General features: G+C 76.0%; 7 protein-coding genes. 3 read left to right on the forward strand and 4 right to left on the reverse strand.

The annotated features are described in order from the left end of the window. Positions 1 to 2 precede the first annotated feature (2 nt). From VGL20_16425 to VGL20_16440, 4 genes are all read right to left on the reverse strand, one after another. The gene (locus tag VGL20_16425) at positions 3 to 674 is read right to left on the reverse strand and encodes a L,D-transpeptidase (protein ID HEY2705268.1); all 672 of its coding nucleotides are present in this window, start codon (positions 672 to 674) and stop codon (positions 3 to 5) included. 99 nt (positions 675 to 773) lie between these two features. Continuing rightward, the gene (locus VGL20_16430; GenBank protein ID HEY2705269.1) at positions 774 to 1,649 is read right to left on the reverse strand and encodes a hypothetical protein; all 876 of its coding nucleotides are present in this window, start codon (positions 1,647 to 1,649) and stop codon (positions 774 to 776) included. After that, positions 1,646 to 2,269, reverse strand: coding sequence for an RNA polymerase sigma factor (locus VGL20_16435; protein ID HEY2705270.1), 624 nt, complete (start codon positions 2,267 to 2,269; stop codon positions 1,646 to 1,648). Before VGL20_16435 ends, VGL20_16430 begins: the two co-directional genes overlap by 4 nt. Before the next feature lie 138 nt (positions 2,270 to 2,407). Beyond that, positions 2,408 to 2,881 carry a hypothetical protein gene (locus tag VGL20_16440; GenBank protein ID HEY2705271.1) on the reverse strand — a complete coding sequence of 158 codons (474 nt, stop codon included), beginning with the start codon at positions 2,879 to 2,881 and terminating at the stop codon, positions 2,408 to 2,410. Between the two features lie 198 nt (positions 2,882 to 3,079). Here VGL20_16440 and VGL20_16445 point away from each other — a divergent pair, with 198 nt between their 5' ends. The 3 genes from VGL20_16445 to VGL20_16455 all read left to right on the forward strand — a co-directional run bounded on the left by VGL20_16445 (position 3,080) and on the right by VGL20_16455 (position 6,243). After that, entirely contained in the window at positions 3,080 to 3,826 is a 747-nt protein-coding gene (locus VGL20_16445; protein ID HEY2705272.1) for a hypothetical protein, read from the forward strand. 16 nt (positions 3,827 to 3,842) lie between these two features. Then, the gene (locus VGL20_16450) at positions 3,843 to 4,874 is read left to right on the forward strand and encodes a PspA/IM30 family protein (protein ID HEY2705273.1); all 1,032 of its coding nucleotides are present in this window, start codon (positions 3,843 to 3,845) and stop codon (positions 4,872 to 4,874) included. A 142-nt stretch (positions 4,875 to 5,016) separates the two neighbouring features. Beyond that, a complete protein-coding gene (locus VGL20_16455) occupies positions 5,017 to 6,243 on the forward strand; it encodes a helix-turn-helix transcriptional regulator (protein HEY2705274.1) in 1,227 nt (408 codons plus the stop codon). Positions 6,244 to 6,289: the final 46 nt, after the last annotated feature.

Genomic DNA, 6,289 nt, shown 5'->3' on the forward strand with positions numbered 1-6,289 from the left:
GGTCAGACGACGTCGACCGCGGCTCCGTTCCGGGCCCAGGAGTAGAGCTGCTGCATCGCGTCGTGGGGGACGTTGATGCAGCCGTGGGAGCCGTTGGCGTCGGTCCCGGGGCCGTAGGCGGTGCGCCAGGAGGCGTCGTGGATGCCGTAGCCGTCGGTGCGGAACCAGAGCACCCAGGTGACCCAGCTGGGGGCGTACCAGCCGATGGTGCCGTAGGGCCAGCTGGAGACCATCCGGTAGTGGTTGCTGCGGGAGAGGACCGAGTAGTGCCCGGCCGGCGTGGGCAGGGCGGGCTTGCCGGTGGTCACCGGGGTCGACAGCACCGGGACGCCGTCCTGGTAGGTGCTGAGCTCCTGGCAGGCGAGGCTGACGACGATCATCTGGCCGGTGGCCGGGACGGTGCCGTCCGGCACCCCGCACTCCGACCGGGCGGCGACGTCGATCAGCCCGGCGGGCCGCGGCGTGGCGGTCGGCACCGGGGTGGCGGTGGGCGTGGGGCTGGCGGCGGGGACGACCTGGGGAGCCGCCGAGGGGGCCGCCTTCGCCACCGTGCGCCCGGCGACGGAGGCGCCGCTCGCGGAGCCCGGTGACCCGGCGGACGCGGCTCCGGCGGAGCCCGCGCAGGCGCTCAGGGCGAGGCAGAGGAGGGCGGCCAGCGGAGTGGTGATGCGCACCCGACCATCGTTGTCAGGGGCCCGAAACGCCACCCTCTCGGCGCGGTCGCACCTCCGTCACGCAGTCCGCGCAGATGTGACGGAGGCCGGCGCGCCGGCTCAGCCGTGACCCCCGGAGGAGGAGGAGGACGGGGTCGGGGCGGAGGACCGGCGGCCGCCTCCCCGGCCCGAGGATGCGTCCCCGCCGCCCCCGGAGCCGACCCGGCCTGACCCGTCGTCGCCGCCCGACGGCGAGGCGCCGGTGGGCGCGGTGGGCTGCGGACCGCCGCCGCCTCGGCCGGATCCGCTGCCGGAGCCGCCGACCCGCGGCATGGCCTGGGCGGTGGGCGAGGCGGAGCCGCCGGGCCGGCCGCCGCCCCCCGACTCGGCACCGGCAGGGAGCGGATTCGCTCCGGAGCCCCCCCCGGAGCCCTCCCCGCCCCGTGGGCCGCCGCCGCTGTCCTCGGTGGCTCCGGTGCCGGACCGACCGGGCGACCCGGATCCCCGGGCCTGGCGCAGCCGGGTCTCGTCCCGCGACCAGCGCCCGCGCTGGGCGCCGTCGCCGCCGTCCAGGTCGTGTCCGGCGGCGGCGAGGAGGGACGAGGCCTCGGACAGGGCGGCGGCCGGGTTGGATGCTCCGGCCGCCTCGTGGAGGCGGTCCTCGGCGAAGCCGAGCTCGCGGGCGGCGCGGTCGCCGCCGGGGAGCGCCAGGGTCACCCGCTCGCGGGCCAGGCGGACGGGGTGCAGCAGCGAGCCGGCGGGGGCGGACCAGCCGGCCACCAGCAGCACCGCCGCCGACGCCGTGGCCAGGGCGGCTCCGAGGGCGGCGGCGCGCCGGCCGGGCAGGCGGCGGAGCGGCGAGCGGGCGGCCCGGCGCGAGACCGCGGCGTGCATCGCGGCGCGGGCGCGCGCCTGGAACGCGGCCGGCGGCGCGACATCGCTCTCCGCGGCGAGCTCGGCGAACGCCTGGCGCAGCTGCGGGCTCAGCTCGCTCATCGCGCCTCTCCACCGCAGATGCGCGCCAGCGAGGCGAGGGCGCGGTGCTGCATCGACTTCACCGCGCCGACCGGCCGCCCGGTGGCGGCCGCGACCTGCTCGAGCGACTGGTCGAGGACGAACCGTCGCAGCACCACCTCGCGCTGCTCCGCGGAGAGCTGCTCCATGGCGGTGCGCAGCTCCGCCGCGCTGATCCGCGACACCACCAGCTCGGCGGCGTCCGCGGTCACCTCGGGGTGCCCGAGCGCGACCCGCTCGCGGCGCAGCCGGCGGACCCGGTCGATGGCCGTGTTGCGGGCGATCCCGAGCAACCACCCCTCGACCCCGGCCTCGCTGCGGTCGCGCAGCCGCCCGATCCCGCCGACGGCGGCGACGAACACCTCCTGGGTGACGTCCTCGGCGGCGGCGAGGTCGCCGATCCGTGCCATCGCGTGGCGGAGGACCACCCGGTGGTAGCGGTCGAACAGCCAGTTCCAGCCGGCGGCGTCACCTCGGCACGCCGCCTCGACCGCCCCCTCGGCGGCGCCGGCCGGGGGCCTGGCCGCAGCTCGGAGCGCCCGGTTTCCGGACGTGGTCCCGGCGGCGCGCAGGCCGGACCATGGGGCACGGGGGCTCCTCAACGGCGGGCTGGCGAGGCGGAGGTCACAGCGGATCACGATACGAACGAGGTGGACACGGGACCGTCGTGGCGGAGGCACGGCCCGGTCGCGGCGGGCCGGGGAGGTGGGGCTCCCCGACCCTCGCGCCGCCGGTCGGAGTCAGCGGCCGCCGCCGCCCCTGCCGTCGGCGCCGCGACCGCGGTCGTCGGCGCCCTTCTCGCCGTGGTTCTCGCCGGCCCGGGGTGAGGAGGACGGGGTCGCCACGCCGTGCTGGTTCCCGTTCTGGTGCTCGCCGGTCTCGGCGGTCTCCGAGGTGGAGGTCTCGGTCGTGTCGACGTCGGTCCCGTCGGTCTCCGCGGCCTCGTTCTCCGCCGCCTCCGATTCGGAGTGGGTGGTGGTGGTGCTCGTGGTCGTCGAGGTGACCGTGGTGACGACCGCGGTCGCCGGGGAGGGCGAGGCCGTGGGGGAGGTCGCCGGGCTCGGCTCGGGAGTCGCCGCCGCCGCCCCCACCGTCGCCGCCGTGGGCGAGGTGTGCGGGCTGGTGCCGATCGCGGCCGCGGCGACGGCGCCGCCGATCACCAGGGCCCCGGCGGCCGCGACGGCGGTGGTGGTGAGGGTCCGGAAGGGGTTCATGGGTCTCCTCGCTCGTTGCCGCCGGTGGCGGGTGTCTGGTCGGGAGTCGCCGCCGCCGCCCGCCGGGATACGGGGATCGGCGAGCCGTCACATCCCGTCACACCCCCGTCACCGCCGCCCCGGTCCGCCCGGCTCCGCCCGCCGGGCTGGCGATATGCTGGCCCGGTGTGACGCCACGACTCCACGAGGGGGCGCCGGATGGGGGTCTTCGACAGGTTGCAGGCCAGGATGAAGGGCGAGGTCTCGGCCGAGCCGCTGCAGGCCTACCGGCGCGCCGGCGCCGCCGTCGACGCCCTGATGGCGGACGTCGACCAGCGTCGCGTGGACGCCACCCTCGAGGGGAGGACGGGGTGGACGGTGGACCGGTCCGTGCAGGTGGAGGCGCTCTGCGCCTGGTGTGCCTTCGTCCTCCAGCAGCTCGGCGACGCCACCCTCGACGCCCACGAGGCGCGCCACCCCGGCGGGCACGTCCCGGAGCAGACCAGCGCCCAGGTCACCGCCTACTACAGCGGGGTGCAGGACTGGGTGCGGCGCGGCCACCAGGCCGAGATCTCGCCCGGCTACCGCATCGATGTGCGGCTGCCCGCCGACCTCCCCGGGCCGGCCGGGGCCTGGCGGGAGAAGCCGATCGCGCACCTCGAGGGGATGCGCCGGGCCGCGGAGACCGCCGGCGTCCGCGCCGAGGCGGCCGCCCGGGAGCTGCTCGCGCAGACCGACCCGAACGAGCATCCCGGGGCGGCCGGCACCATCCAGGAGCTGCTCGCCCGCGCCCGGGCGTCGGCCGAGACCGCCGAGCAGATGTGGAGCACCGACCCGCCGGAGCGGCTGCGCGCCGACCTCGAGAGGGAGGTGCTCGCCGCCCTCACCGCCTACCACCGTCTCGGGCAGCTCGTCGCCCTGCCGGAGTTGATCGCCGCCCAGCAGACCGCCCGACGCGGCCGCTGACCGAGGAGCACACCCGATGAGCATCTTTCGACGCTTCAGCAGCGTGGTCCAGCAGAAGGCGAACGCCGCCGCCGACCGCCTCGAGGACCCGGGCCAGGCCCTCGACCTCTCCTACGAGAAGCTCCTCGAGGAGCAGCAGCGGATGCGCCGGGCGCTGGTCGACGCCACCACCGGGCAGAAGCGGCTGGAGAACCAGGCGGCCGACCTCGACGCCCGCGTCGCCAGGCTGAACAGCCAGGCCCAGGCCGCGGTGCAGCAGAGCCGCGACGACCTCGCCACCCAGGCGCTCACCCAGGCGAGCGTGCTCCAGGCGCAGCGCGAGGGGCTCACCCCGCAGCTGGCTGCGATCCAGTCCCAGGTGGCCAAGCTCCAGACCGCGATGCAGAAGTACCAGGCGCGGCTGACCGCGTTCCAGAGCCAGCGCGAGACCCTGAAGGCCCAGTACACCGCGAACAAGGCGGTGAGCCAGGCGGGCGAGTCGCTCGCGGGCATCGGCGAGCACATCAACGACACCTCGCTGATGATCTCCCGCGCCCAGGACAAGATCGCCGGGATGCAGGCCCACGCCGACGCCGTCGACTCGCTGCTCGACAGCGGCGTGCTCGACTCGCCCGGGCTCGGCGGCTCGGCGCTCGACTCCCAGCTGCAGGTCACGATGATGGAGAGCGACGTGCAGGCCAAGCTCGCGGCCCTCAAGTCGCAGGCGAAGCTGACGGCCCCGGCGGCGGCCTCGGCGCCGCAGCTCGGCGGCGCCGGCATCGTCGTCCGCATCCACGGTGAGGGCCAGTACCGCCTCGATCCCTCGCTGCGCGACCAGCTCGACACCTACGACCACCACCTGGTGTCGGCGGTGAAGGGCCGCGACGACGCCGCGTACCACGCCGCGCTCTCCGAGCTCTTCGGGTTCGTGCGCGAGAGGGGGATGCACGTGCCCGCGGACGACATCCTCGCCAGCGACATCGTGCTGCCCAGCGAGGACATGGCCCTCTCCGAGGTCACCGACCTGCTCGCCAGGGAGGGCTGGCTGGAGCTGAAGCCGGCCACCTGAGCCCCAGAGCGGGATGACAGTCCGGGACTGTCATCCCGTTGCGGTGGCACGGGATTGCCAGTTCCCGGTGGACCCGCATGGCGTGGACGTAGACTGCCGCGCATCACGCACGGGGCGCGCCTTCGACATCGTGGGAGACGGGATGACCGGCGTCGCGAGCGGGACCAGGATCCGGCTGTACCGGCAGCGTCTCGGCATCACCCAGGAGGTGCTCGCCGGCCGAGCCGGGGTCTCCAAGAGCTGGCTGTCGAAGGTGGAGCGCGGCGTGCTGTCGCCGGGGACGGTGCGCTCCATCATCCCGCTCGCCGAGGCGCTCGGGGTGGACGTCACCGACGTCATGGACCGGCCGGCGCGTCCCGACCCCGACACCGCCGTCGACGGCGGCAGCACCACCCCGCTGCTGCGCGTCCTCACCGACTACTCCGACCTGGTCGGCGCGGCGGCGCACCGCCCCGCAGCTCCCAACCTGGCGGCGCTGCACGCCGGCCTGCTGCGCGCGCGCCAGGTGCGCCGGCAGTGCCGTTTCGCCGAGGCGGCGGAGCAGCTCGGCCGGCTCATCGTCGACGCCGAGATCGCCGCCCAGATGCTGGCGGGCGACGACGGTGCTCCCGCCGCCTACTGGGTGCTCGCGCAGACCTACCGCTGCGCCGCGTACACGCTGCTGCGCTCGGGTGAGCGGGACGACCTCGCCTGGATCGCCGCCGACCGCTGCGCGCGCGCCTCGAAGCTCTCGCGCAACGTGCTGCTGCAGGCCCGCGGTGCGCGCTGCCTCGCCCACGTGTTCCTGCACGCCGGCCGCGTCGACGAGGCGCTGACGGTGACCGGGCGCGCTCTCGACGGGCTCGACGCCGACCACGGGGCGGCGCCGAGCCAGGCGTACCTCGCCACCTTCGGCGCGCTGCTGCTGGTGGGCTCGCTCGCCGCCGCGCGTGGCAACGATCGCGCCGCCAGCCAGCGCTTCCTGCGCAACGCCGAGCGGATCGCGGCGCGGGTGCGGCGCGACGACGGGTTCTTCGGGCCCACCAACGTCGCCATCCACGCGGTGAGCGCCGCGGTCGAGCTCGGCGACGCCACCGAGGTGATCCGGCTCGGTCACCAGGTGGACACGTCGGGGCTCCCGGTCGACGCCTCCGGGCGCCGCGCCCAGGTGCACCTCGACGTCGCTCGCGGCTACGAGGCGAAGCGTCAGGACGAGGCGGCGCTGCACCGGCTGCTCCACGCCGAGCGGCTGGCGCCGGAGCTGACGCACCACCAGCCACACGTGCGCTCGATGATCGCCGCGATGCTGGGACGCGGTCATCGCGCACCCGCCATTCCCGGGCTGCGCGAGCTGGCGGCGCGCACCGGCGTGCTCCACCGCGACGGCTGACATTCCGCGCGATGCATACGCCGCGCGTGCAGAGTGTGGACTGTTG

Source organism: Candidatus Dormiibacterota bacterium (assembly GCA_036495095.1).
In the GTDB taxonomy this organism is placed as follows: Bacteria; Chloroflexota; Dormibacteria; order Aeolococcales; family Aeolococcaceae; genus CF-96.

Coding starts and splice junctions, on each gene's coding strand:
- VGL20_16445 (HEY2705272.1), top strand. CDS start 3,080: ATGGGGGTCTTCGACAGGTTGCAGGCCAGGATGAAGGGCGAGGTCTCG.
- VGL20_16440 (HEY2705271.1), bottom strand. CDS start 2,881: ATGAACCCCTTCCGGACCCTCACCACCACCGCCGTCGCGGCCGCCGGG.
- VGL20_16450 (HEY2705273.1), top strand. CDS start 3,843: ATGAGCATCTTTCGACGCTTCAGCAGCGTGGTCCAGCAGAAGGCGAAC.
- VGL20_16455 (HEY2705274.1), top strand. CDS start 5,017: ATGACCGGCGTCGCGAGCGGGACCAGGATCCGGCTGTACCGGCAGCGT.
- VGL20_16430 (HEY2705269.1), bottom strand. CDS start 1,649: ATGAGCGAGCTGAGCCCGCAGCTGCGCCAGGCGTTCGCCGAGCTCGCC.